The organism is Streptomyces sp. SAI-127 (assembly GCF_029894425.1).
GTDB lineage: Bacteria > Actinomycetota > Actinomycetes > Streptomycetales > Streptomycetaceae > Streptomyces.
Genome location: NZ_JARXYJ010000001.1, coordinates 3,492,560 through 3,515,273 on the forward strand (window position 1 = coordinate 3,492,560; position 22,714 = coordinate 3,515,273).

Consider the following 22,714-nt stretch of genomic DNA (forward strand, 5'->3'; position numbering starts at 1 on the left):
TGACCCGACCCCTCTCGCCGGTGGTGACCGGCCTACACCTGCCGTGGATTACGGCTTTGTCGACTTGCTCAGCTCACAGGAAACGTCTGATCCTGCGTCTGCCTGGGGAGTCTTCAGCTTCGCTGCGATCACCCGCCAGGCCTGGCGAAGAAAGTATGCGTAACCGTGATGCAGTACGAGGGATTCCGTTATCCGAACAACGGGTAACGACTCCCGGACGCATGCTAGTTGGGACAGAACGGCACAATAGGCGACCTTCGTGATGATCTGCCGCTATCTACGCGCGAAGAAATGTGGCTGTTACGTAAACGAGTCGAACGGGTTGCCGTAGCTCTCAGTAACCACCACGGGCGGGCGGATAGCCGTACCCGGCCGCCGGGGCCTGCGCGGGGGATCCGTGGGCCTCACGGTCGTAGAAGGGACGGGCACCGGCGCGCATCCACAGCGCCACCGGGTCGTACTCGTCGGACATCGCCACGGTCGACACCGGGAGCCCGTCCGGGACGGCGCCGATGGACTGCTGCATCATCGCGCGCACCGAGTCCACGGCCGAGGGGCTGGTGTCGTACACGTCCAGGCCGATCGCGAGATACGGCGCCCCGAGCGCCGGCTGCACCCAGGCGCGGCGCAGTGAGCGGACCGCCGGGGTGCGGTGGGCGTTCTGCACGAGCAGCGCGTAGAACTGGGGGATCTCGATGCCGGGTTCCGACAGCCTGAGCGGCCCCGCGGGCTGGCGCTCCAGGCCGGTGGCGATGCGGCGCAGATCGAGCCAGGGGATGCCGAGGCCGCCGCCGGGGGCGTGCGGGTTGAGCCACAGGCCGTACTGGTCGGGATAGAGGGTGCGGGCCACGTCGATGCCGTCGACCACTTCGTACGAACGGTTCCAGCCGCTGGCGCTCAGCTCCTGGGCCGAGGTCACACAGGGGGCGTAGCCGTAGCCGTCGACCTCCATGTTTCCGTACTGGGCGTCCGGGGAGCCGGCCTGGCCGTGCCACAGGAGCATCCAGATCTGGCCGGAGTTCGGGGTCGCCAGGGCGCGCAGCAGTGCCTCGTAGGCGTCGTAGCGCCCGGGGGTCACCTGGCGCAGCATGTGCTCGACCTGGTCGGTCGTGGTGGCGCTCACCCTGTATCGCCCCTTCTTGAAAGTTGCCCCGAGTATGAAACCAGCTTAAGCGCCCACGAGCTCGGGACCTGTGCGCCGTCAGCCCCGTGTATAGAAGGGGCGTACCTGTTCGCGCATCCAGTGGCCCACCGGGTCGTCCGCCACGTCCAGGAGAACCAGGTTGACCGGCCAGGCAACCGGAGTCGTCCCCAGAGCCCGGCCGAGGGCGTCCATCGGGAGGGTGCGCAGATCGCCCTCCCACTGGGAGAGTTCGACGCCCACGAACATCACCGGGTCGGCCGTTTCGATGGCGGCCAGACAGCGGCGGGCCGTGAGGACCACTCCCGTGGCCGCGAACTCGGCCGACGCGGCCGCCAGGAAGTCGACCGGGTCGTCCTGCCAGTCCGGCTCGTAGAGCTTGACCCGGCCGCCGGTGTTGGGGCCGTCCAGCGGGGTGCGGCCCACGCGGCAGAGGTCGGCGACCGCGGCGGGCGGAAGGGGGACGCCCACCACACCGTCGGGGTTCACCGCGATGCCCACGTGCGGGGGCAGGCCACGGGCGAACTCGACCGCCGGGGCGATGGTGTACGACAGATGGCTGCCGACGACCTGGCGGAGCTGCTCCTCGGAGCTGAAGACCGGGACGAAGGCCTGCCCCGCGATCTCCAGGGTGGGCAGGTCGAGGGGGCCGCTGTGCGGACCGCCGCCGTTCGGCAGGGGTATCCAGACGAAGCTGCGGCCGAGCACCTCGATGATCCGGCCGCCCGCCGAGGGCATGCCGAGGGAGGCCGAGAGCACCTCCTCCAGTTCGTTGCCGGGCCATCCGCCGTGCGGATGAGGGTGCGGGTGTGCCGGTGCTGGAAAGTCCGCGGGAAGATCCGCCGGGAAGTCCATCTGTCTGACCGCCTGCTGTGAACCTACTGATGTGGCTGAAAGGCTAGCGGGTGCGACGGAAAGGTGGCTCAGCCCGGCAAACCCGTCCGCGTCAGCCCGTGAAGCCGATCCGCCGCAGCACGTCCGCGGCGTCCCGGTCGATCAGCACCGCCGAACCGCACCCCGGGGGCAGGTCACCGCGCTCCACGGAGCTGATCAGCCGGGAGGCCGCGCCCCGGTGCCGCAGAAAGGCGTACCGCGAGACACCCCGGCCGCGCTCGCGCTGGCCCTCCAGCGCGATGTCCGCCGTGACGTCGAGCAGCAGCAGATGCAGGGTGCCGCCCCGCCGCCGGGCCTCGCGGGCCAGCCAGCCGCGCACCCAGGCCTGGGTGCCGCAGTCGTGCACCACGACTCCCTCGCCGGAGCGCAGGGCGCTGTGCAGTCCGGCGTAGTGCGCGAGCCGGACCAGGGGGCGGTAGACGGCGTACGGCAGTAAGCCGGACAGCCGGCCGTCCCAGCGGTCACGGGTGTCCTGGGAGTCGATCCGGATCCCGCCCACCGCACGCTTCATCAGCGTGGACTTGCCGCTGCCGGGCAGGCCGGTGATGACGACGAGGTCCTTGGGGCCGAAGAGCAGGGCGTGCGGGCTGCGGCCCGCACGGTCGCGCAGGTCGCGGACGACCGGGATGCGGCATGCGCCGCGGAGCTCGACGGCCGGGGCCGTGGGCTGATCCGGCAGCGCGATGCCCGAGGTCGTCGCGTACGCCGTGGTCCTGTCCACCGTCATCGTCCTCCTCCGGGGTCGGGGTTCCCCTCCCCACCGAGCGTAAAGAGAAGGTAATGGACGATCTCTCGCTTTTCTGTAGTCGTACCGCCACAAGCTGGTTACAGACGCGGCCCTGCCGGACGCGTGCGCGGCGTGCAATGATGTCCGCGCCAACTGCATACCGGCCGCTTGAATCCGCGCGGGAGAGTCCTGGGTACGTGTACCCGGGCGCCGAAGGAGCAAGTCCCTCCCTTGAATCTCTCAGGCCCCGTTACCGCGCGGGCGAGGCACATCTGAAAAGCGGGCCGCCGACTCGAAGGCGGCCCCACCCACGGTGCAAGCCCGGATCATTTCGTGATCAGGGCGAACCTCTCAGGTTCCGATGACAGATGGGGAGGAACGCCCTCGCCCGTCATGCCTTGGATCCTTGGGAGACGACCGTCCGATGAGCAGTACCGAATCCCGTCGTACCGCGCTCGATGCCCTGCACCGCTCGCTGGGCGCGACCATGACCGACTTCGCCGGCTGGGACATGCCCCTGCGCTACGGCTCCGAGCGCGACGAGCACAACGCCGTGCGGACGAAGGCCGGCCTCTTCGACCTCTCCCACATGGGCGAGATCACCGTGGCCGGGCCGCAGGCGGCCGAGCTGCTGAACTTCGCCCTCGTCGGCAACATCGCGTCCGTGGGTGTCGGCCGCGCCCGCTACACCATGATCTGCCAGGCCGACGGCGGCATCCTGGACGACCTGATCGTCTACCGGCTCGCGGAGACCGAGTACATGGTGGTCGCCAACGCCTCCAACGCCCAGGTCGTGCTGGACGCGCTGACCGAGCGCGCGGCCGGCTTCGACGCCGAGGTGCGTGACGACCGGGACGCCTACGCGCTGATCGCCGTACAGGGACCGCAGGCGCCCGGGATCCTCGCCTCCCTGACCGACGCCGACCTCGACGGCCTGAAGTACTACGCCGGTCTGCCGGGCACGGTCGCCGGGGTGCCCGCGCTGATCGCCCGCACCGGGTACACCGGTGAGGACGGCTTCGAGCTGTTCGTGAAGCCGGAGCACGCGGTCGAGCTGTGGCAGGCGCTGACCAAGGCGGGCGAGGGCGTCGGGCTCGTCCCCTGCGGGCTGTCCTGCCGGGACACGCTGCGTCTGGAGGCGGGCATGCCGCTGTACGGGCATGAGCTGTCGACCTCCCTCACGCCCTTCGACGCGGGTCTCGGGCGCGTGGTGAAGTTCGAGAAGGAGGGCGACTTCGTGGGCCGCGCGGCCCTGCGCGAGGCCGCCGAGAACGCCAACCACGAGCCGCCGCGTGTCCTCGTCGGCCTGATCGCCGAGGGCCGCCGTGTCCCCCGTGCCGGGTACGCGGTCGTCGCGGGCGGCGAGGTGATCGGCGAGGTCACCTCCGGTGCCCCCTCCCCCACGCTGGGCAGGCCGATCGCGATGGCGTACGTCGACCCCGCGCACGCGACTCCGGGCACGGCCGGTGTCGGTGTGGACATCCGGGGCAGTCACGAGCCGTACGAGGTCGTGGCGCTGCCGTTCTACAAGCGTCAGAAGTAGCCGTCGTAGGTGATGCTGAGCACAGAGTCGCTGCTCACGCACGCCTTCCGCAGTCCCCCATTCATCAGCACTCCCCCGCGTACAGGAGAATTCAGACCATGAGCAACCCGCAGCAGCTGCGCTACAGCAAGGAGCACGAGTGGCTGTCGGGCGCCGAGGACGGCGTCTCGACGGTCGGCATCACCGAGCACGCGGCCAACGCGCTCGGCGATGTCGTCTTCGTCCAGCTCCCGGAGGTCGGTGACACGGTGACCGCGGGCGAGACCTGCGGCGAGCTGGAGTCGACCAAGTCGGTCAGCGACCTGTACTCCCCCGTCTCCGGTGAGGTCACCGAGGTCAACGAGGACGTCGTGAGCGACCCGGCGCTGGTGAACTCCGCCCCCTTCGAGGGCGGCTGGCTGTTCAAGGTACGCGTCGCCGAGGAGCCGGCCGACCTGCTCTCCGCCGACGAGTACACCGCCTTTTCCGCCGGCTGAGGAGTCCGCACCCGATGTCCGCACTGAACACTCCCCTGCACGAGCTCGACCCGGAGATCGCCGCCGCGGTCGACGCCGAGCTGGACCGTCAGCAGTCCACCCTCGAGATGATCGCGTCGGAGAACTTCGCTCCGCTCGCGGTCATGGAGGCGCAGGGCTCGGTCCTCACCAACAAGTACGCCGAGGGCTATCCCGGCCGTCGCTACTACGGCGGCTGTGAGCACGTCGACGTGGCCGAGCAGATCGCGATCGACCGTGTGAAGGAGCTGTTCGGCGCCGAGTACGCCAACGTGCAGCCCCACTCAGGTGCCTCCGCGAACCAGGCCGCCCTGTTCGCGCTGGCGCAGCCCGGCGACACGATCCTGGGTCTGGACCTGGCGCACGGCGGTCACCTGACCCACGGGATGCGGCTGAACTTCTCCGGCAAGCAGTTCGACGTGGTCGCGTACCACGTGGACGAGGCGGGTCTCGTCGACATGGCCGAGCTGGAGAAGCTCGCCAAGGAGCACCGGCCCAAGGTGATCATCGCCGGATGGTCGGCGTACCCGCGGCAGCTGGACTTCGCGGAGTTCCGCCGGATCGCCGACGAGGTCGAGGCGTATCTGTGGGTCGACATGGCCCACTTCGCGGGCCTGGTGGCCGCGGGGCTGCACCCGAACCCCGTCGAGTACGCGGACGTGGTCACCTCCACCACCCACAAGACGCTGGGCGGACCGCGCGGCGGGATCATCCTCGCGAAGAAGGAGTTCGCCAAGAAGCTGAACTCCTCCGTCTTCCCGGGCTTCCAGGGCGGTCCCCTGGAGCACGTGATCGCGGCGAAGGCGGTGTCCTTCAAGGTCGCCGCCTCGGAGGAGTTCAAGGAGCGCCAGCGGCGTACGGTGGACGGTGCGCGCATCCTCGCCGAGCGTCTGACGGCCGACGACGCCCGGGAGGCCGGGGTCGACGTGCTCTCCGGCGGCACCGACGTCCACCTCATCCTCGTCGACCTGCGCGAGTCCGAACTGGACGGCCGGCAGGCCGAGGACCGTCTCCACGAGGTCGGCATCACGGTCAACCGCAACGCCGTCCCGAACGACCCGCGCCCGCCGATGGTGACGTCGGGGCTGCGGATCGGCACGCCCGCCCTGGCCACCCGCGGCTTCACGGCCGAGGACTTCGCCGAGGTCGCGGACGTCATCGCTTCGGCGCTGAAGCCGTCGTACGACGTGGAGTCGCTCAAGGCCCGGGTGAAGGCCCTCGCCGACAAGCACCCGCTGTACGCCGGCCTGAACAAGTAGTTCCACGGTGGGGGCACCCGACGACGTGTGCCCCCGCCCTTTTCGAAGGAGTGCCCGTGGCCATCTCGGTCTTCGACCTGTTCTCGATCGGCATCGGCCCGTCCAGCTCCCACACGGTCGGCCCGATGCGCGCGGCCCGTATGTTCGCCCGCCGCCTGCGCAACGAGGAACTGCTGCCCTCCGTCGCCTCGGTGCGCTGCGAGCTCTACGGCTCCCTGGGCGCGACCGGTCACGGCCACGGCACCCCGAAGGCGGTGCTGCTCGGCCTGGAGGGGGCCTCCCCGCGCACGGTGGACGTGGAGAACGCGGACGAGCGGGTGGCGGAGATCAAGGCCGCGGGCGTCCTGAAGCTGCTCGGCGAGCGCGAGATCCCCTTCTCCTTCGACGACGACCTGGTCCTGCACCGCCGCAAGACCCTCCCCTACCACGCGAACGGCATGACGGTGTGGGCGTACGACGCCTCGGGCGCCGAGCTCATGTCGAAGACGTACTACTCGGTGGGCGGCGGGTTCGTCGTCGACGAGGACGCGGTGGGCGCGGACCGGATCAAGCTCGACGACACGGTGCTGAAGTACCCCTTCCGCACCGGCGACGAGCTGCTGCGGCTGACGAAGGAGACCGGACTGTCGATCTCCGCCCTGATGCTGGAGAACGAACGCGCCTGGCGCACCGAGGACGAGATCCGCACCGGGCTGCTGGAGATCTGGGAGGTCATGCGGGCCTGCGTGCGGCGTGGCATGACCCGCGAGGGCATCCTGCCGGGCGGCCTTCGGGTGCGTCGCCGTGCCGCGGTGACCGCGCGCCAGCTCCGCGCCGAGGGCGATCCGTTGGCGCACTCCATGGAGTGGATCACGCTGTACGCGATGGCGGTGAACGAGGAGAACGCGGCGGGCGGCCGGGTGGTGACCGCCCCGACCAACGGGGCCGCCGGCATCATCCCCGCGGTGCTCCACTACTACATGAACTTCGTGCCCGGCGCCGACGAGGAGGGTGTCGTCCGCTTCATGCTGGCCGCCGGTGCCATCGGCATGCTCTTCAAGGAGAACGCGTCCATCTCCGGCGCGGAGGTCGGCTGCCAGGGCGAGGTCGGCTCGGCCTGCTCGATGGCCGCGGGCGCCCTCGCCGAGGTCCTCGGCGGCTCCCCCGAACAGGTCGAGAACGCCGCCGAGATCGGCATGGAGCACAACCTGGGTCTGACGTGCGACCCGGTCGGCGGGCTGGTCCAGATCCCCTGCATCGAGCGCAACGGCATGGCCGCGGTGAAGGCGGTCACGGCGGCGAAGATGGCCCTGCGGGGGGACGGCTCGCACAAGGTGTCCCTCGACAAGGTCATCAAGACGATGAAGGAGACCGGGGCCGACATGAGCGTGAAGTACAAGGAGACGGCCCGGGGCGGGCTGGCGGTGAACATCATCGAGTGCTGAGGCGGACGATGTTTGCCGGCGCGAGCGAGCAGTAGCGACACGTTCCCCTTGTCGACAATTCACTCCATTCCGGTCATGACAGACCAGTACGGCGTGTCCCGCGGTCGGCGCAGGTTGCCGTGCCGTCCGGACCGGCGCCCGCGCGCAGCCGAGGTTCCTCCGCCACCATGTGGGGCATCATCAACTCCCGTCCCCCACCCACCCTTCAGGGAGCCCCCACATGCTCCGTGGCATCGATGTCAGCGCCTACCAGTCGTCCACCTACAGCACGGAGGGCCTCTCCTTCGTCTTCATCAAGGCGACGGAGGGCCGTTCCTACACCAACCCGAAACTCTCCGCCCAGACCAAGCACGCCCGCGAGGCGGGACTGGTCGTCGGCTTCTACCACTTCCTGTGGCCCGGCAATCTCACCGCCCAGGCCGAGTACTTCGTCAAACACGCCCCCGAGAAGGGGGGCGACATCCTCGCGGTCGACTGGGAGACGACGGGCGACGGCACCCACGCGAGCAACGCGGAGAAGGACAGCTTCATCCGCAAGGTGAAGCAGCTGCGCCCGAACAACCGGGTCGTCCTCTACTGCAACCGGCACTACTGGCTGGACGTGGACAACACGTCGTACGCCGGCGACGGCCTCTGGATCGCCGACTACGTCACGGCCGGCAAGCCCCGCATCAAGGCCAAGTGGCGCTTCCACCAGTACACCGACGACCCCGTGGACAAGAACGTCGCCGACTTCGCGAGCAAGGCGGCCCTGCGCGAGTGGGCGACCGACGCCTGACCGGCGCCCTGATCGTAGGCTGTCCCCATGGGCGGGAAGATAGCTGCGGTCAGCAGCAACGGGACGTACTCCTTCACCAAGCCGAACCGCGAGAGCATCACGCTGCTCGCCGGGTTCGGGGTGGAGGGGGATGTGCACGGCGGGGCGACGGTGAAGCATCGGTTCCGGATGGCGAAGGATCCCTCGCAGCCGAATCTCCGGCAGGTGCATCTGATGCACGAGGAGTTGTTCGAGGAGCTCCGCGTGGCCGGGTTCGAGGTCGGGGCCGGGCAGCTCGGGGAGAACGTGACGACGCGGGGCGTCGACCTGCTGGGGCTCTCGGTGGGGACCCTGCTGCATCTGGGCGACGAGGCCGTCGTCGAGGTGACCGGCCTGCGGAATCCGTGTGCGCAGATCGACGGCTTCCGCAAGGGCCTGCTGAAGGAGGTCGTCGGACGGGGTCCGGACGGGGGCGTCCGCTTCAGGTCCGGGATCATGGGTGTCGTCACGGTGGGAGGGATGGTGCGCCCCGGGGACACCGTCGGGATCGAGCCGCCGGACGGGCCGCACCGAGCGCTCGACATCGTGTGATCGCCCGGGGGCCGGTACGGCGGCGCTTCCTCTCCCCGCCACCGCCCGGACCAGTGCCGCGTGAGCCTCGTCCGCGGTGTTGGGATCGTCGTCGCGCAGGGCGGTCAGGGCCGGCAACTCGATCAGGCCCTCGCGCAGGACGGGGGTGAACTCCCTGAACAGGTCGGCGAGTACGGAGTTGTGCGCGGCGGCGACCACCGCCGCGTGGAAGGTGATGTCCGCGTCGACGAAGGCCGCGTCGCAGGATGCGGAGGCGGCCCGCCTGCCCTCCAGCGCGCGTTCCATCGCCGTCACGTCCTCGGGGGTACGGCGGCGCGCGGCGAGGCGGGCCGCGTGGACCTCCACCGCCATGCGGACCTCGTAGACGTCCGTGACCGCGGCCCGGCGCAGACGCGTGGGCCAGTACGGATCCGGGGCGGGGCATGACGAAGGGGGCGCTCACCGAAGCTCGCCGAAGCTCGCTGGAGCGCCCCCTTGACCCGTCGTGCCTACTTGTTCAGGAAGGCCCAGAACTCGTCGAACGACAGGAGCTTGTCGCCGTTCAGGTCGCGGCTCTTGATGATCGCCTCGGCGACCGACTCGGTCACGTTCCAGTCGCCGCCCTGGGCCAGGGCGGACTTGAACTCGGCGGCGGTGATGGTGCCGTCACCGTCCGCATCGATCCGCTCGAACTGCTTGCGTGCTTCCTCGATGTCGATGTGCGCCACCGGTCCGCCCCTTTTCTTGCCTCTGTCGTGTCCTGCCGGCTTGCTGCCGCAGGTCAGATTAGCCGCCCGCCCCGACCTCCGGTGCGGCGCCCACCCGGGGAAAACCGCGGTGCCGTCCTCCGTCCCGTCTGCGAGTGTGGGCCTTGCAGTGGGTGGCGACTCGAGGAGCGGTGTGATGGAGACCTTGCGGGAGATTCTCGACGCGGCGGCCCGCGGCGACTTCCCCCCGCCGGACGGCGGCACCACGGTCGTAGCGCAGGAGTGCCACCGGGACGCGGGCGTGCTGTCCTTCACGGCACACTCGGTCGTCTTCACCGACGAGGACCCCGAGTGGGTCCACGCCACTTTGCGCGGCTTGGACTGCGACGCGCTGGCCGCGACGCTGAACCCGCGGTTCCTGACCGCCTTCCTGGACCGGACCGGGCGCAGGTCGGAGACCATCGACGCGATGCTGGTCGCCGACCCGCTGCCGGGCGGACCGCCGCTCGCGCTGAAGGAGATCGAGGACGCGAACCATCCCCGGGTCGCCTACGCCCGCAGGCGGCGCGACGACATCCGTGCCTGGACGGCGGAGGGCGGGGTGCTGGTGACGGGGCGCGGGGTCGGCGGCCGTCTGGAGGTCTCGGTGGAGGTGGACGAGGACGTACGGCACCGGGGGCTGGGGCGTGCGTTGGTGACGGCGGCCAGGCATCTCGTCACGGAACCGCTGTGGGCTCAGGTCTCACCGGGCAACGCCCGCAGCATGCGGGCGTTCCAGGCGGCCGGTTACCGTCCGGTGGGCGCGGAGGCGGTGCTGCTCGCCACGGCTCCGCGGGTCCTCGGCGGCTCAGCGGAAGATGCCGGTGTGACCGAGTGAGTACCGCCCGGGCTGCGGATACACGGCGAGTCCGTGCGGGCCGCTGCCGACCTTGACGCGGGCCAGCTGCGCGCCGGTGCGGGTGTCGATGGCGTAGACCTCGGAGTTGTAGCGGCCGGACAGCCACAGGACCTTACCGTCGGCCGAGACGCCGCCCATGTCGGGGCTGCCGCCATGGGGGAGATGCCACTTCTTGGTGAGCTTGTTCTGGGTGAAGTCGAAGACGGAGACGGTCCCTTCGCCCCGGTTGGAGACATACATCTCGCGCGAGTCGCGGCCGACGTAGAGACCGTGGGTGCCTTTGCCGGTGGGCAGCAGCGTCGGCTTGCCGAACGTGTCGCCGTCCAGGACCCACATCCCGTCGGCCATCATGTCCGCGACGTAGAACCGCTTCCCGTCCGGCGAGACCTTGACGTCCTGCGGCATGGCTCCGTCGAAGGGGAGCTTCTGCTGTCCGATCACCTTCATGTTCTCGGTGTCGACCTTCAGCAGCTCACCGCTGAACTCGCAGGACACGATGAAGTACCTCCCGTCCGCGGAGAAGTCGGCGTGGTTGACGCCGTAGCAGCTGACCGGCACGGTCTTTACCCGCTCCATGGTGTGCGGGTCGCGGAAGACGAGCTCGCGGTCGAGGGAGGCCATCACGACCGCGTACTTGCCGTTCGGTGTGAAGTAGAGGTTGTACGGGTCGTGCACCTCGACCGGCTTGCCCGCCTTCCCGGTCCTCGGGTCGATCGGCGTGAGGGTGTGCCCGCGGTTGTTGTTGACCCAGAGGGTCTTCAGATCCCAGGAGGGCACGACGTGCTGAGGCTGCCGCCCCACGTGGATCGTCTCGATGATCTCGTACGTCTTCGGGTCGATGACGGAGACCGTGTCGGACTCGGTGTTGGGCACATAGACCCGCGACGGGAAGTCCTTGACCACCGGCGACAGCCTGTTGGGGCGGTCGGCCGCGTACACGTCCTTCGGATCGAGGACGGGCGGCATCCCGGGCAGCCCATGAGCGGGCTTCTGCACCGGTTTGTGCACCGGCTTCTGCACCGGCTTCTGCACCGGTTTCACCGGGGCGGGGACGGCGGCCCCGGTGCCCAGGGCCTCGTCCCGCCCGTCCTTGGACTCGGTGCCGCAGGCGGCGAGAACGACGAATGCGGCGCCCGCGATCAGGGCGCTCTTCACGACGTGGCGCTTCATGCAGGTGGGAGGCATCAGCTGAACAGCTCCGTGGTGGTCACCGCGGCCAGGCCGCGCCGGTCGAGTTCTTCCAGTACGACGGGGAGGGCGGCGACCGTGTCGGCGTACCCGAAGTGCAGGCTCACCACGGACCCTTCGCGGATCTCGGCGAGGACCTTGCGGGCCACGACGGGGGCGCCGGGCGAGGTGAAGTCGAGGGAGTCGACGTCGTAGGAGAGGATGTGGGGGTAGCCGGCCTCCCGGGCCAGCCGCGTGACGAGGGGTGCGGCGACGGGTGCGCGGGAGGGCCGGAACCAGGTCCCGATCGACCCGGTGAGCCGCTTCAGCCGCTCCGCGCACCCGGTGATCTCCTCTCTGGCCTCGGTCTCGGTCATCGCGTTGATGTCGAGGTGGCGGAGGGTGTGATTGCCGAGGTCGTGGCCGCCGTCGAGAATCCGGCGGGCCAGGTCGGGGTGTGCGTCGAGCCAGGTGCCCACGGCGAGGACAGTGATCCGGGCACCGTACTTCTCGGCTTCGGTGAGCAGGGCACGGGCGGTCGCGGGATCACCGTCACCGTGAAAGGTGAGGGCGACACGGGGGCGGTCGCGGGGGCCGTGGGTGAGCTGGGCGGGGAGAGCGGGGGCTCGGCCGGGGGAACGGACTGGACGGGCGACGGCACCACTGCTGCTCGCACATCCCGCGGCCAGCGCCAGCCCGGCGGAGGCGAGCAGCAGTGCCCGACGATCGGTAGCGGTCACCCGTCCCATTTAAGTGGTTATGTCAGAGAATGCCGCTGATCGACCCACCGACTACCTGTCAGCCACCCGCATCTCGAACCAGGTTGTCTTTCCACGAGGCAGCAAGTCCACGCCCCACCGGTCCGAGAGCTTGTCCACGAGGAACAGCCCTCGTCCGCTGACATCCATCTCCTGCACCGGCATCAGACAGGGCAGCCCCCGGGACGGATCCCGCACCTCTATCCGGATCCACCCCCGACGGCGCCGCATCCGAAGCCCGAACACCCGCGCCCCCGTATGGCGCACCGCGTTCCCCACCAGCTCGGACACGAGTAAGACCGCGTCCTCGGTCATCTTCGGAGTGAGCCCCCAGTGCCGAAGAACGATCACCTGGGTCAGGCGCCGCGCGGCCGCCGCGGACTCCGGCCGGGAGGGCAACGGGACCTCGGCCTCGGTAGGGTTTCCGAACAGTTCGAGCGCCTTAAGTGCGTGCTCGTCCTCGACCGCCGGAGACCAGCGCGCCGCCGTCGTACGGCCGTCTCCCCGCGGCTGTTCGAAACCCTCCAGCCCCGCCATGCCCCCATCATGGCCGCACAAAGCGCCCTCCGGGGCCGTTCCTGACGAATACGCCCCCCGGAATGCGTCGTTCCGACGGGGTCGATCGGCATATGCCAACGGCACTTCGGTGCCTTCGACAGCCCTGCTGACCTGCGGCGGAGGCTTACTGGGAGGCAATCGACGGACCCCCTCGACAAGGCAGACTTAAGGTTGCGTTAAGGCTCCCATAAACCGCTCCATCGAGGGACCCGGATCAGACACCGTGTCAATTGCAAGCGGTTCAGAGGAATTTCGCCTTGCCGGGGCCCTCCTCGACGAAGCTCTTCATGCCGCGTTCGCGGTCCTCCGTGGCGAACAGACCGGCGAACCAGTTCCGTTCCACCGCGAGGCCCGTCTCGATGTCGGTCTCCAGCCCCGTGTCGATCGACTCCTTCGCCGCGCGCAGGGCGATCGCCGGTCCCTGCGCGAGCTTGGCCGCCCAGGCGTGCGCCTCGGTGTACACCTCACCGGCGGGCACGACCCGGTCCACCAGGCCCAGCGTCAGCGCCTCGTCGGCCTTGACCATACGACCCGTGAAGATCAGGTCCTTCGCCTTGGACGGGCCGACCAGCCGGGCGAGCCGCTGGGTGCCGCCCGCGCCGGGGATCAGGCCGAGCAGGATCTCCGGCTGCCCCAGCTTGGCGTTCTCCGCGGCGATCCGGAAGTCCGCGCACAGGGCGAGTTCGCAGCCGCCGCCCAGGGCGTAGCCGGTGACGGCCGCGACGACCGGCTTGGGGATGCGGGCCACGGCCGTGAACGAGTCCTGCAGGGCGCGGGAGCGCAGGACCATCGCGGTGTGGTCCATGTTCTGCATCTCCTTGATGTCCGCGCCGGCCGCGAACACCTTCTCCCCGCCGTACAGGATCACGGCGCGCACGTCCTCGCGCCGGGTCGCCTCCTCGGCGAGCTCCTTCAACCGGTCCTGGGTGGCCACGTCCAGCGCGTTCATGGGCGGGCGGTCGAGACGGATGGTGCCGACACCTTCGGCGACTTCGAGATTCACGGTCATGCAGGCAGGTTAAGGGGGGCTAACGGCAACGGCCCCGGTGCCGTACCTCACACCGGGGCCGCTGATCGTCGTACGGACTACGCCTTCCACTTCTCCCACGACATGTTCCAGCCGTTGAGGCCGTTCTCCGGCGCGACCGTCGCGTCGTCGGAGTTCTTGACCACGACCACGTCGCCGATCAGCGAGTGGTTGAAGAACCATGCGGCCGGGACACCGCTGTCGTAACCGCCCTTGACGTCACGCAGGCCCACGCAGCCGTGGCTTGCGTTGTAGTTGCCGAAGGCGTCGCCGCCCCAGTAGTTGCCGTGGATGAAGGTGCCGGAGTCGGTCAGCCGGGCGGCGTGCGGGACGTCCTTGATGTCGTACTCGCCGCCGTAGCCGACGGTGTCGCCGTTCATCCGGGTCACCGCGAGCTTCTCGCTGATGACCATCTGGCCGTTCCAGGTGTCGTAACCGGGCTTGCCGGTGGTCACCTTGATGGTCTTGACGGTCCTGCCGTCCTGGGTGATCTTCATCGTGTGCTTCTTGGCGTCCACGACGGAGACCTGGTTGCGGCCGATGGTGAAGGAGACGGTCTTGTCCTGCTTGCCGTAGACGCCGTCGCGGCCCTCGACGCCGTTCAGGTTGAGGTCGACGGTGACCTTGGTGCCTTCCTTCCAGTACTGCTCGGGACGGAAGTCCAGGCGGTCGTTGCCGAACCAGTGGCCCTCGACGTCGACCGCGGGCGAGGTCTTGATCGTGATGGCCTTCTCGACGTCCGCGGGGCTGGTGATGCCCCGGGTGAAGCGGATGGAGAACGGCATTCCGACGCCGACCGTCGAACCGTCCTCGGGCGTGAACGTGCCGGTGAAGGTGTTCTTCGGAGTCAGGGTGGTGAAGCTGGAGTCCTCGGCCGCCGTACGGCCCTTGGCGTCCTTCGCGACCGCGTGCACGGTGTAGGCGGTGCCGGAGGCGAGGTGGGTGGACGGCGTCCAGGAGGCGCCGTCGCCGGTTATCTTCCCTGCTATCGCGGTGCCCTTGGCGTCCTTGACCTGGACCTCGGTCAGCTTGCCCTTGCTGGCACCGACCTTGAGGGCGCCGCTGGTGTCGACGGACTTCGCCCCGTCCTTCGGGGTGATGGAGACGACCGCCTCGGACTGCTTGGTCTCGGTGGCGGCCGAGTCGCCCTTCTCGGCCTTGGCGTCACCGGATCCGGAATCTCCCCCGCCGCAGGCGGTGACGGCCAGCAGCAGAACGCCGAGTATCAGCGCCCGCAGCCCCTTGGCCCCGCGCCCCCGCGCGTCAACCGACGCCCCCGATATCGGTCGCACGTTCAAGTCTTTCTCCCCTCGAAGGGCCTGGTCAGGCCCGCTCCCCGGCGCGTTCCACGAACGCGTCGGCGAATATTAACCGCAGAGTTTTGAGCATCGTGTGAGCCCAAGGTCACCATTCCGTCCCAACTTCAACGGAAAGTTGGGCCGACCCTCCCCCCTGTCGGATTACTTCACCGCACTGCCCGCCTTCCACTCCTTCCAGCCCATATTCCAGCCTCCGAGGCCATTGTCGGGAGCGACCTTTTTGTCATTGCTGTGCACGACCTCGACGACGTCCCCGACCAGGCTGCGGTCGAAGAACCAGCCCGCGGGCGTGTCCGAGCTGCCGCCCTTCACGTCCCTGAGGCCCACGCAGCCGTGGCTGACATTGACCCTGCCGGGGGCGGTGGGCGCCCAGTAGTTGCCGTGCAGGAAGGTGCCGGAGTCGGTCAGACGCAGGGCGTGCGGGACGTCCGGGATGTCGTACTCGCCGCCGAAGCCGACCGTGCGGCTGTTCATACGGGTCACTTCGAGCATCTCGGTGACGACCATCTTGCCGTTGTACGTGGTCGTCTTCGGGGCGCCCGCGGTGATCGGCACGGTGGCGAGCAGTTCACCGTCCCGCCTGACCTCCATGGTGTGCCGGGCCGCGTCGACGAGGGAGACCTGACTGCGGCCGACGGTGAAGGAGAAGGTCCGGTGCTGGAGGCCGTAGACGCCGGACGACCCTTCCACATCACGGAGTCTGAGCGCGACCGTCACACGGGTGCCGGGCGTCCAGTAGCGCTCCGGGCGGAAGTCGAGGCGGCCGTTGCCGAACCAGTGCGGGCGGATCTCGACGGGCGGCTTCGAGGTGACGTGAACGGCGCGTTCGACGGCGGCGCGGTTCTCGATCTCCCGGTTGAACTCCAGGGAGACGATCATCCCGGTGCCGACGGTGGAGCGGTTCTCGGGGCTGACGTATCCGATGAAACGCTCCTCCGGGACGTAAGTGGTGAACGTCGTGTGCCGGGCCGAGCGGCGGCCGTGGGCGTCCAGGGCGACCGCGTCGACGGTGTACTTGGCGGCCAGCGCCAGCTGTGCCTCGTCGGGTTCCCAGCGCAGGCCGTCCTCGGAGATACGGCCGGGCACCGGGAAGTCCTGCGCGTCCTGGGACTTGACGACGGTGACCGACTCGAGGCGTCCGCTGGGGACCCGGACCCGCAGCCTCTCCTCGGGCGGCACGCCCTTGGTGCCGTCGTCGGGCGCGACCCTGATCACGTCCTCGGGCGCGGGAGGCTTCCCGAATCCACCGACACCGCCGATCCCGCCACCCCCGTCCGCCGTACAGCCGGCGGCCCCGGCCAGCAGTCCTGCCCATGTCATGACGGCGGCCAGAACGGCCCCCGCGCGCCGAGCGCGCCCTTGTCTCTGCCTCACACCCAGCCCAACGACCGGGCCCACCGGGGGAAACGTAAGTACGAGCCCGTTCGTGCACCCGCCTCGCCACCCCCGGGCAGGGGGCCACGAGCCCCGCTCTTCACCCTCCCCACTCAGAGTCCGCCCACCGGCCCTGCCGGGGAAACGTGAGTGCGAGGCAAGCGCTGGGCAGAACAGTGGGGAGAACGACGCGAGGGGGTGTCGCGGCCGGGACGCCGTGCGCCCTTTTCCGCGTTGCTCCATGAGCCGTGGGAGGCCGACCGGTGTCCAGCGCAGCCGAGCAGGAGGCGGTGACCGAAGCCGCCGAGGAGCGCCCCGCCGCGCTGGTGAACGGTGCGCAGCGCAAGGCGCCCGCCGTGCCGGTGTGGCCCGGGGCGCCGACGCCGCTGGGCGCCCGGTTCCGGGTCGGCCCGGACGGAGTGGCGGGGACCAACTTCGCGCTGTGGGCGGGCGGGGCCGAGGCGGTCGAACTGTGTCTGTTCGACGCGCACGGCAAGGAGACCCGGGCCCGGCTCACCGAGCTCACCCACGAGATCTGGCACGGCTTCGTGCCCGGTGTCATGCCCGGCCAGCGCTACGGCTTCAGGGTGCACGGCCGCTGGGACCCGTGGACCGGCGGCCGCTGGAACCCCTCGAAGCTGCTCCTCGACCCGTACGCCCGTGCGGTGGACGGCGACTTCAGCCTGCCGCCCGAGGTGTACGGCCATGTCCGCGACTGGCCCCAGCAGCAGGTCGCGGACACCGTACGGGACGACCGGGACTCGGCGCCGTACGTCCCGAAGGGCGTGGTCGTCCACGATGACGACGACTGGGCCGAGGACCGCCGCCCGAAGACCCCGTGGGCCGACTCGGTGATCTACGAGGTGCATGTGCGGGGGTTCACCGCGCTGCACCCCGGCATCCCCGAGGAACTGCGCGGGACGTACGCCGGGCTGGCGCATCCGGCCGCGATCGAGCACCTCGTGAAACTCGGCGTCACGGCCGTCGAGCTGCTCCCCGTCCACCAGTTCGCGCACGAGGACCACCTGCTGCGGCGCGGCCTCAAGAACTACTGGGGCTACAACTCCATCGGCTACTTCGCGCCCCACGCGTCCTACGCGGCCTCCGGTACGACGGGCCAGCAGGTCGGCGAGTTCAAGCGCATGGTGCGCGCGCTGCACGCCGCCGGGATCGAGGTCATCCTCGACGTGGTCTACAACCACACGGCGGAGGCGGGTGAGTTGGGGCCCACGCTGTCCCTGAAGGGCATCGACAACCGGGGGTACTACCGGTTGCAGTCCGACGCCCGGCGCTACGCGGACTACACGGGCTGCGGCAACACCCTGCACGTGGTCCAGCCGCATGTCCTGAGGCTGATCACCGACTCCCTGCGGTACTGGGTGACGGAGATGGGCGTGGACGGCTTCCGCTTCGATCTGGCCGCCGCGCTGGCCCGTTCCATGCACGACGTCGACATGCTGTCCCCGTTCCTCGCGGTCATCGCCCAGGACCCGGTGCTGCGGCGCGTGAAGCTCATCGCCGAGCCCTGGGACGTGGGCTCCGGGGGCTATCAGGTGGGCGCCTTCCCGCCCCTGTGGACGGAGTGGAACGACCGCTACCGCAACGCCGTACGCGACTTCTGGCGGGGCGCCCTGCCGGACGTACGGGATCTCGGGTACCGCCTCTCCGGTTCCAGCGACCTGTACGCCTGGGGCGGGCGCCGGCCGTACGCCTCGGTCAACTTCATCACCGCGCACGACGGGTTCACCCTGCGGGACCTGGTGTCCTACGAGCGCAAACACAACGAGGCGAACGGCGAGGGCAACCGGGACGGCACGGACGACAACCGGGCCTGGAACTGCGGGACGGAGGGGGAGACGGACGACGAGCGCGTACGGGCGCTCAGGCGGCGGCAGTTGCGGAACCTGCTCACCACGCTGCTGCTGTCCACGGGTGTGCCGATGCTGGTCGCGGGCGACGAGCTGGGCCGCACACAGCGCGGCAACAACAACGCGTACTGCCAGGACAACGAGATCAGCTGGGTGGACTGGGGTCTGCTGGAGGACCCCGGCTGGAAGGCCCTGTTCGACCTCACCGCCCGGTTGATCGAACTGCGCCACCGGCACCCGGTGCTCAGGCGCCGGGCGTTCTTCTCGGGGCGGACCAACTCCGCGGACGGGCTGCGCGACCTGGCCTGGTTCACGGCTCGCGGCGCGGAGATGACGGAGCGGGACTGGTACGCCCCCGCCGGGACGCTCGGCATGTATCTGTCGGGGCGGGACATCCCCGGCCGGGACGAACGCGGCGCGCCGATCGTGGACGACAGCTTCCTCGCCGTCCTGCACGCCGGGGACCGGCCGGCGAGCTTCCTGCTGCCGGGGCCGCCGTGGGCGGAGCGGTACGAGGTGGTCGTCGACACCTCGAGGGAGGAGCAGGAGGAGGCGCCGGGTGTGGTGCACCGGGCGGGGGCGTCGATCACGGTTCCGGCGCGGGCGGTGCTGCTGCTGCGGGTGGCCGGGTGAGACGACAGGTCCGCGCCGGCCTGCGTGGCTAGCCGAGGATGCCCCGCTCGTACGCCGTCGCGACCGCCGCCGCGCGGTCCTTGACGCCCAACTTGGCGTACAGGTGGGTGAGATGGGTCTTCACGGTCGCCTCGCTGATGAACAGCTCGCGGGCGATCTCACGGTTGGACGTGCCTTTGGCGACCAGGGCCAGCACCTCGCGCTCACGGGCGGAGAGGGGCTCGTTGCCGGGGGCGCGCACCGCGGAGACCAGACGGGAGGCGACGGCCGGGGAGAGAACCGTACGGCCCGCCGCCGCGGCCCGCACCGCCGTGAACAGCTCGTCGCGCGGGGCGTCCTTGAGGAGGTAGCCGGTCGCACCCGCCTCGATGGCGGGCAGGGTGTCGGAGTCCGTGTCGTACGTCGTCAGGACGAGGACCTTCGCGCGGGCCCGGGCGCGGGTCAGCTCGCGGATGGCGTCCACCCCGCCGCCGCCCGGCATCCGCAGGTCCATCAGGATCACGTCGGGATCGAGAGCGGTCGCCCGCTCGACGGCCTCGACGCCGTCGGCCGCCTCACCGAGGACGGTGAAGCCGGGCGCTGACTCGAACATGCCGCGCAGACCGTCCCGTACGACGGGATGGTCGTCGACGATCAGCACCGAGATGTCACTGGTCATGGCGGACCAACGGTACGCGAGCCGACAACGCGGTGCCGTGGCCCGGTTCGGACTCCACGGTGAGGGAGCCCGCGATGCGTTCGGCGCGGGCCCGCATGCCGTCGAGTCCGAAGCCGCCGGTGCGGGAGCGGGGCGGAACGGCGAGGGGGTCGAAGCCGACCCCGTCGTCGCGGATGTCGAGGATGACCTCGTCGCCCAGGAAGGTCAGGGTGACGCCGAGGCGGCCTGCCCGGGCGTGCCGGGAGGCGTTGAGGAGGGCTTCCTGGGCGATGCGCAGGAGGGTGGCCGAGACCTCGTCGTGAAGCTGCTCGGTGGTTCCGGCGACGGTGAACTCGGCGCGGATTCCGGTCCGTTCGCCCCAGTCGGCGACCGTGTTCTTCAGGGCCTGGGGCAGGCCGTCGTGCTCCAGCGCGACGGGGGCGAGGTTGTGCACCGAGCGGCGGGCCTCGCCGAGGCTGTGCCGGGCGAGGTCCATGGCGCGGTGGACGTGCTCGCGGGCCTGGCCCTCGTCGGGCGTGTTCGCGACCACCTGGAGCTGGGCGATGATGCCGGTCAGGCCCTGGGCGAGGGTGTCGTGGATCTCGGCGGCGAGCCGCCGGCGCTCGTCCGCGACCCCCGCTTCCCTTGCCTGGACGAGGAGTTGGGCGTGAAGGGCGGCGTTCTCGTCGAGCGCCTGCTGCAGGGCCTCGATGGTCGAGGTCCGCTCGCGGGAGCGCTGCTCCTCCTGCTCGGTGATGTGGGCGACCACCGACTGGAGACCGAAGTTGGCGGCCAGGAGCGCGGCGAAGCCGAGCCACTGGGCCGTACTGTCCGGCATCAGCCCGCCGGCCTGCGCGCCCGCCACGGTGACCGCGCTCGCGAACAGTCCGAGCCGCCGCCACAGGCCCGGGATCAGCTCGTCGGCGTCCATGTAGCCGGCGGCGGCGTAGAACGCGAAGAACGGGTTGATCCAGGTCAGCACGAAGGCGATGGCCCAGCGCACGGCGTAGTACGCGGTGCCGGCCCGGGAGGGACTGCGGCCGCGCCTGACGCGGCGGTGCCGGGTGCCGTGCCACCACGCCTGGAGGACGATCGCGGCGACGACCAGGACCCCCATGAGATACCAGTCGTCGGGGCCGTCCACGATGCCCGCGGAGACGACCGCGAGGACGACACTGGTGCCGAGCAGCCCGTACGGCCCCCAGACGTGCAGCCGCTCCCAGTACCGGTCGATCCTGGCGTCCGACGCGTTCATCTCCACAGTCTGCACGGCCCGTCCCTCACTCCCAGCGGAACCAGCGCGACGCGGCGACCGTGAGCAGCACCGTCCAGGCGACGAGCACGCCCAGGTGGGTCCAGCCCGGCCAGTCGCCGGCCGCGGCCCGGTTCAGTGCCTCGGCGGCCGCGCCGAACGGGGTGTACCCGACGATCCGGGCGAGGACGTCCGGCATGGTCTGCACCGGCGCCCACACACCCGCGCAGAACATCGCCGGGAAGAACACGGCGGACCCGATGGCACCGGCGATCTTCGTCGTCCGGGACAGCGCGGAGACCACCGCGCCCAGCGCGAGGGCGGCCGACACGGCCAGCACCAGGGCCAGCAGGTATCCGGCCGGCTGCTGGGGCAGTCGTACGGCGAAGGCGAACCGCCCGACGAGGAGGGCGAGCAGCGCGGATGCCAGGGCGGCGCCGCCGTAGACGGTCATCTGCGCGGTGAGCAGGGCGGTCGGGCGGACCGGGGTGGTGGACATGCGGCGCAGGATGCCGCGCTCGCGGTAGCCGGTGAGGGTCTGCGGCATGGACTGCAGGCCGCCGACGATCAGACCGAGGAGCACGGCCACCGGGACGTAGACGTCGATGGTCCTGAGGCCGCCGAGGTCGGCTTCGTGGTTCCGGAAGGACGGGATCGAGCCGAGGATCACCAGGAGCAGGGGCGGGAACAGCAGGATCCAGAAGAGGGCGCCGGGTTCGCGGCGGAAGAGCCGGACCTCGGTCCGCAGTACGGCGGTGTTCATGCCGTGGCCTCCTGGGTCAGGTCGAGGAAGGCGTCGTCGAGGGTGGCGTCGACGACCCGGAGCTGGTGGGCGGTGACGTGCCGGCGGGCGAGCAGGGTGATCACGGCGTTCACGGTCTCGTCGGTGCCGGACAGGGTGAGGCGGCCGTCCCGGTCCTCGATCGAGGCGAGGGCGGGCAGCGTGTTCAGGTCGTGTGTGTCGAGCGGGGCGGACGGGGTGAAGCTGATGACGGTGGCGCCCGCCGAACGGTGGATGAGGCCCGCCGGGGTGTCCAGGGCGGCGATCCGGCCCTTGTCGATGACGGCGATCCGGTCGCAGAGCCGCTGCGCCTCCTCCATGAAATGCGTGACGAGCAGGACGGTGACGCCGTTCGCGCGGATGTCCTCGATGAGCTCCCAGGTGTCGCGGCGGGCACGCGGATCGAGGCCGGTGGTCAGCTCGTCCAGGACGACGACCCGGGGATTGCCGACGAGCGCGAGCGCGATGAACAGGCGCTGCTTCTGGCCGCCGGAGAGCTTGCCGAACCGGGTGGTGAGTTTCTGGGTGAGCCCCAGGCGCTCGGCGAGCGGGCGCCAGTCGAGGGGCTTGTCGTGGAACGCGGTGTACAGCTCCAGGGCCTCGCGGACGGTGAGCTTGGCCTGGAGTTCGCTCTCCTGGAGCTGGGCGCCGAGGACGCGGGCCACGCGCGCGTGGTCGGCGACGGGGTCGAGACCGGTGACCCGCACGCGGCCCCCGTCGGGAATCCGCAGACCCTCGACGCACTCGACCGTGGTGGTCTTCCCGGCGCCGTTCGGGCCAAGAATTCCAAAAATCTCGCCCTCCTCGACGGCGAAGGAGACACCGTCGACGACGGCCCGGCCGCCGTAGGACTTGCGCAGTTCGCTGACTTCGATGACGGACATGGCATCAGCGTCCCGGGCCGGGCCCCGCCGCCACATCGCCCG

Annotated in this window: 22 protein-coding genes, 1 pseudogene and 1 riboswitch; of the genes and pseudogenes, 8 read left to right on the forward strand and 15 right to left on the reverse strand. The window is 70.1% G+C overall.

Features of this window, described 5'->3' with window-relative positions; all coding sequences use genetic code 11:
* Positions 1-334 precede the first annotated feature (334 nt).
* From M2157_RS15780 to M2157_RS15790, 3 genes are all read right to left on the reverse strand, one after another.
* Positions 335-1,090 carry an enhanced serine sensitivity protein SseB C-terminal domain-containing protein gene (locus M2157_RS15780; protein WP_176742613.1) on the reverse strand — a complete coding sequence of 252 codons (756 nt, stop codon included), beginning with the start codon at positions 1,088-1,090 and terminating at the stop codon, positions 335-337.
* Positions 1,091-1,201: 111 nt separating this feature from the next.
* Positions 1,202-1,996, reverse strand: a complete 795-nt coding sequence (locus M2157_RS15785; protein WP_280862461.1) for an enhanced serine sensitivity protein SseB — start codon at positions 1,994-1,996, stop codon at positions 1,202-1,204.
* A gap of 91 nt (positions 1,997-2,087) precedes the next feature.
* The gene (locus M2157_RS15790) at positions 2,088-2,762 is read right to left on the reverse strand and encodes an AAA family ATPase (protein ID WP_280862462.1); all 675 of its coding nucleotides are present in this window, start codon (positions 2,760-2,762) and stop codon (positions 2,088-2,090) included.
* Between the two features lie 169 nt (positions 2,763-2,931).
* Positions 2,932-3,028: riboswitch (glycine riboswitch) on the forward strand.
* 158 nt (positions 3,029-3,186) lie between these two features.
* Between M2157_RS15790 and gcvT the strand changes: the two genes are divergently transcribed.
* The 6 genes from gcvT (at position 3,187) to M2157_RS15820 (ending at position 8,830) form a co-directional block, all read left to right on the forward strand.
* Entirely contained in the window at positions 3,187-4,305 is a 1,119-nt protein-coding gene (gcvT, locus tag M2157_RS15795) for a glycine cleavage system aminomethyltransferase GcvT (RefSeq protein WP_280865541.1), read from the forward strand.
* Positions 4,306-4,403: 98 nt separating this feature from the next.
* On the forward strand, positions 4,404-4,781 hold the full coding sequence (gcvH, locus tag M2157_RS15800; protein ID WP_007384830.1) for a glycine cleavage system protein GcvH: 378 nt from the start codon (positions 4,404-4,406) through the stop codon (positions 4,779-4,781).
* Positions 4,782-4,795: 14 nt separating this feature from the next.
* Complete coding sequence (gene glyA, locus M2157_RS15805; RefSeq protein ID WP_280865542.1) at positions 4,796-6,058, forward strand: serine hydroxymethyltransferase; 1,263 nt, start codon at positions 4,796-4,798, stop codon at positions 6,056-6,058.
* Between the two features lie 56 nt (positions 6,059-6,114).
* Positions 6,115-7,482 carry an L-serine ammonia-lyase gene (locus M2157_RS15810; RefSeq protein WP_280862465.1) on the forward strand — a complete coding sequence of 456 codons (1,368 nt, stop codon included), beginning with the start codon at positions 6,115-6,117 and terminating at the stop codon, positions 7,480-7,482.
* A gap of 220 nt (positions 7,483-7,702) precedes the next feature.
* A complete protein-coding gene (locus tag M2157_RS15815; RefSeq protein ID WP_280862466.1) occupies positions 7,703-8,260 on the forward strand; it encodes a glycoside hydrolase family 25 protein in 558 nt (185 codons plus the stop codon).
* Positions 8,261-8,287: 27 nt separating this feature from the next.
* Complete coding sequence (locus M2157_RS15820) at positions 8,288-8,830, forward strand: MOSC domain-containing protein (RefSeq protein ID WP_280865543.1); 543 nt, start codon at positions 8,288-8,290, stop codon at positions 8,828-8,830.
* Between the two features lie 36 nt (positions 8,831-8,866).
* Here the strand turns inward: M2157_RS15820 and M2157_RS15825 are convergent.
* Both M2157_RS15825 and M2157_RS15830 read right to left on the reverse strand, forming a co-directional pair.
* Positions 8,867-9,232: pseudogene (locus M2157_RS15825) on the reverse strand (FCD domain-containing protein); the annotation flags it as partial.
* A gap of 86 nt (positions 9,233-9,318) precedes the next feature.
* A complete protein-coding gene (locus M2157_RS15830; RefSeq protein ID WP_020121116.1) occupies positions 9,319-9,537 on the reverse strand; it encodes an EF-hand domain-containing protein in 219 nt (72 codons plus the stop codon).
* A 175-nt stretch (positions 9,538-9,712) separates the two neighbouring features.
* Between M2157_RS15830 and M2157_RS15835 the strand changes: the two genes are divergently transcribed.
* The gene (locus M2157_RS15835) at positions 9,713-10,393 is read left to right on the forward strand and encodes a GNAT family N-acetyltransferase (RefSeq protein WP_280862468.1); all 681 of its coding nucleotides are present in this window, start codon (positions 9,713-9,715) and stop codon (positions 10,391-10,393) included.
* Here M2157_RS15835 and M2157_RS15840 read toward each other — a convergent pair.
* The 6 genes from M2157_RS15840 to M2157_RS15865 form a co-directional block, all read right to left on the reverse strand.
* Complete coding sequence (locus M2157_RS15840) at positions 10,364-11,584, reverse strand: hypothetical protein (RefSeq protein ID WP_280868209.1); 1,221 nt, start codon at positions 11,582-11,584, stop codon at positions 10,364-10,366. The genes M2157_RS15835 and M2157_RS15840 overlap by 30 nt on opposite strands.
* Positions 11,585-11,598: 14 nt before the next feature.
* The gene (locus M2157_RS15845; protein WP_280865544.1) at positions 11,599-12,330 is read right to left on the reverse strand and encodes a polysaccharide deacetylase family protein; all 732 of its coding nucleotides are present in this window, start codon (positions 12,328-12,330) and stop codon (positions 11,599-11,601) included.
* Positions 12,331-12,372: 42 nt separating this feature from the next.
* A complete protein-coding gene (locus tag M2157_RS15850; protein WP_280862470.1) occupies positions 12,373-12,876 on the reverse strand; it encodes an ATP-binding protein in 504 nt (167 codons plus the stop codon).
* A gap of 262 nt (positions 12,877-13,138) precedes the next feature.
* A complete protein-coding gene (locus M2157_RS15855) occupies positions 13,139-13,906 on the reverse strand; it encodes an enoyl-CoA hydratase-related protein (protein ID WP_280865545.1) in 768 nt (255 codons plus the stop codon).
* A gap of 77 nt (positions 13,907-13,983) precedes the next feature.
* Positions 13,984-15,222: an Ig-like domain-containing protein gene (locus tag M2157_RS15860; RefSeq protein WP_280862472.1), complete on the reverse strand. Its 1,239-nt coding sequence runs from the start codon at positions 15,220-15,222 to the stop codon at positions 13,984-13,986.
* Positions 15,223-15,384: 162 nt separating this feature from the next.
* Entirely contained in the window at positions 15,385-16,617 is a 1,233-nt protein-coding gene (locus M2157_RS15865) for an Ig-like domain-containing protein (protein ID WP_280862473.1), read from the reverse strand.
* A gap of 263 nt (positions 16,618-16,880) precedes the next feature.
* Here M2157_RS15865 and glgX point away from each other — a divergent pair, with 263 nt between their 5' ends.
* Positions 16,881-19,118 (forward strand): glycogen debranching protein GlgX, encoded by a 2,238-nt coding sequence (gene glgX / locus M2157_RS15870; RefSeq protein WP_280865546.1) that lies wholly within the window; start codon positions 16,881-16,883, stop codon positions 19,116-19,118.
* A 28-nt stretch (positions 19,119-19,146) separates the two neighbouring features.
* Here glgX and M2157_RS15875 read toward each other — a convergent pair whose 3' ends face one another.
* Genes M2157_RS15875 through M2157_RS15890 form a run of 4 tightly spaced genes read right to left on the reverse strand, consistent with a single transcriptional unit; the run spans position 19,147 to position 22,672 of the window.
* Positions 19,147-19,776 carry a response regulator transcription factor gene (locus M2157_RS15875; protein WP_280862475.1) on the reverse strand — a complete coding sequence of 210 codons (630 nt, stop codon included), beginning with the start codon at positions 19,774-19,776 and terminating at the stop codon, positions 19,147-19,149.
* Positions 19,766-21,010: a sensor histidine kinase gene (locus M2157_RS15880; RefSeq protein ID WP_280865547.1), complete on the reverse strand. Its 1,245-nt coding sequence runs from the start codon at positions 21,008-21,010 to the stop codon at positions 19,766-19,768. The genes M2157_RS15875 and M2157_RS15880 overlap by 11 nt, the downstream gene beginning before the upstream one ends.
* 25 nt (positions 21,011-21,035) lie before the next feature.
* A complete protein-coding gene (locus tag M2157_RS15885; protein ID WP_280865548.1) occupies positions 21,036-21,770 on the reverse strand; it encodes an ABC transporter permease in 735 nt (244 codons plus the stop codon).
* Positions 21,767-22,672, reverse strand: a complete 906-nt coding sequence (locus M2157_RS15890) for an ABC transporter ATP-binding protein (RefSeq protein ID WP_280865549.1) — start codon at positions 22,670-22,672, stop codon at positions 21,767-21,769. Before M2157_RS15890 ends, M2157_RS15885 begins: the two co-directional genes overlap by 4 nt.
* Positions 22,673-22,714 lie beyond the last annotated feature (42 nt).